The sequence below is a fragment of the Erwinia wuhanensis genome (genome assembly GCF_030484085.1).
Taxonomy (GTDB): Bacteria; Pseudomonadota; Gammaproteobacteria; order Enterobacterales; family Enterobacteriaceae; genus Erwinia; species Erwinia aeris.
The window spans coordinates 1-2,298 of sequence record NZ_JAUJUH010000014.1 but is presented as its reverse complement, the minus strand read 5'-3'; the positions used below and the strand labels follow the sequence as shown (position 1 = coordinate 2,298).

Sequence of the window (2,298 nt, the reverse complement as noted above, 5' to 3'; positions counted from 1 at the left end):
CTATGTGGATCCCGCCATGCCATGAGCCATGGCCATTGACCGGGTAATCGCGGCGGTCAACTACGGTCATCACTCTTTCAATCCATGCTGCATCGGTTTCATGGGCATTTTTCGCTTTCAGGAATGGCGGGCTGATAATCATGTTATGACTCCATGTCAGGAAAAGCTGAATTTGCGGGAAGGCTCGGTGGTTTCCAGGGCAATGCTCGGGAATTGTTCGGGGTTATTAGCCTTTTCTTTTCGTCCGTAGTGCTCCCCGCTTTTGTCCGGTATTCGCCCAGGATATACGCATGAAGATCACGCTGATGACCAACATCGCTACCAGGACAGCAATCCAGTGCGATGTTTTTGGTGAATCTGGCCGTGGATAACATTCAGGAAGATGCTTTAGGGAATAAAGTATCTTTTCTCAGCCAAATAACTACAATAAAACTTCAAACACTATACTTAACAATCCTCAAATCAGCTGCCCCGGCAAACATTTTGCAAGAGAGCGTCTAAGGTTCAAACTCATGAAGTTATAATGTTTTGGTTTTTTTACCAGATTTTGATAACTGATATACTTCTTCAATTAAATATCTATTTTTATCCAAAATCAGGTGGTATTCAAAATAATCCATATCAGCGCCTGTCTCTCCAAATCTAGACAACACTCCTGTTTTGATTATAATCTCTTGGTCTTTTTTTTTAGTGCTGAGTATTTTTTCCCCATCAGAAATATGCAGAGAATATTGTCCATATACATCATAGCCAATTCTGCCAGAAGATTGAGTGCAATATTCTCTCAGTAATTTAACGTACTCATCTTTTGTTTGAAAACCAGTATCTTCACTTAAATTTTGCGTAGCCTCTTCATTCCACTGCTCATAATCACTTATAAAGTTAATTACTGTCTGCTGGGGAGTAAGCTTTACATTTGAACTCATTGAAAAAACTGAGAAGGTCGTCGACAAAAATAGCACGACCAGCAATTTTGAAAATTTCATAATTCATTCCTTAATGGGAAAATAATCGGATTCTTGTTCTGTAGAATCGTTAAGCACATACCATGCGTGCTTAAACGCAGGCCACCTGACGTCCTCAAACGCCATTCTCCCTGGATTTATTCTCCGTGTAACCTCTTCAGCATCATTATGGGTCGCCCCCTTATCAGCCCAAAAGTTTATCCCTAATTTTCCGGAGGCCACTAGTCGTCCATTGCGGCGTATGTATTTTTGTTTACTGGACCAATAATAACCGCCAGCATCAAATGCAAAAAATGCATCCTCTACGATCAATTCATTATGGGGTTCTGTAGTGAAATAATTAAAATCTGAACCTTGACGATATTCACTGTAATGACCATAGTTAGTCCTTCCAGTTAGATGAATAGATCCTCGACCTTTAAATCGAGCACCATCACCAGTCAGTGTATTCCCTAACTTATCGCCCTGATCCGTGCCAGGGTCGTAGTGCACAGCAAAATAGTTCGCAGAGCCTAGCTCGACTAAACTATCGAACCGCCCAGTTTCAGCAGCCATCTGGCCGAAGAAGTGTGAAATCCTGATTGGTGTATTAATTCCATATTTATTTAGTATTTTGGGGAGAGCCTCTTTTATCGACGCTGGACGTTTAACATCCCCTGCACTATTCGTGCCCTCTTCGGTTAAACGCTTTTTTAGTTCATCAATGGTTAATGGATGTCGACGATCATAAACAGCCACTGGTGATTTTTGATACTTTCTTACCAATTTAATAATATCGTTCAGACTGAGCCAACTGCAAAGCCTCATGTGAGTAGTAAAATCTACAGGGTTGAAATGCCATAACCTTCCACTACTGAATGCTCCTGAATCAAAACACAACGCTTCGGCATGAGCCTTGAATTTTGCATAATCTTCTTCCGTCATCGGATCATGCTCTTCACTGCCGGTTTTTAGCCATGAAAAACGGCTATCGATCGTGCTTTTTTCCCACTCAAACGGAAAATGACAGATCAGTTTTCCACACTGATTAACGTAGTCGCCGCCTTCGGTCAGGCTGGCAATCGTGACCGAGTTACACTGGCTGTCGCTGTCACTGTCGTCATCAACCAACTGCCAGCCCGTCCAGTGAGGGAAATCAGCGTCACTAAACTTTTTAATACTGGGGTCAGCAAGGTTGACCACCCCTTTTCCTCCCGGGTAACTGACCGTCATCCATAATGGAGCGTCTGCCGGCACCAGAGTTTCATGTTCCGTATTAATAATCCGGCCAAAACGAAGCAACTCAAATCCGGCACTTGGGCTCTCCTTATAATTCCGCATCGCGGTTTTATAA

At 42.7% G+C, this 2,298-nt stretch carries 2 protein-coding genes; both read right to left on the bottom strand.

Features of this window, described 5'->3' with window-relative positions:
• Nucleotides 1-518: 518 nt before the first annotated feature.
• Nucleotides 519-986, bottom strand: a complete 468-nt coding sequence (locus tag QZH36_RS21265) for a DEAD/DEAH box helicase family protein (protein WP_301731082.1) — start codon at nucleotides 984-986, stop codon at nucleotides 519-521.
• 3 nt (nucleotides 987-989) lie between these two features.
• On the bottom strand, nucleotides 990-2,298 hold a 1,309-nt coding region (locus QZH36_RS21260; RefSeq protein ID WP_367652778.1), incomplete at its 5' end, for a glycoside hydrolase family 19 protein.

Bases quoted from the DNA above. Each gene is read 5' to 3' on its own strand.
- QZH36_RS21265 (WP_301731082.1), bottom strand. From the start codon at position 986: ATGAAATTTTCAAAATTGCTGGTCGTGCTATTTTTGTCGACGACCTTC.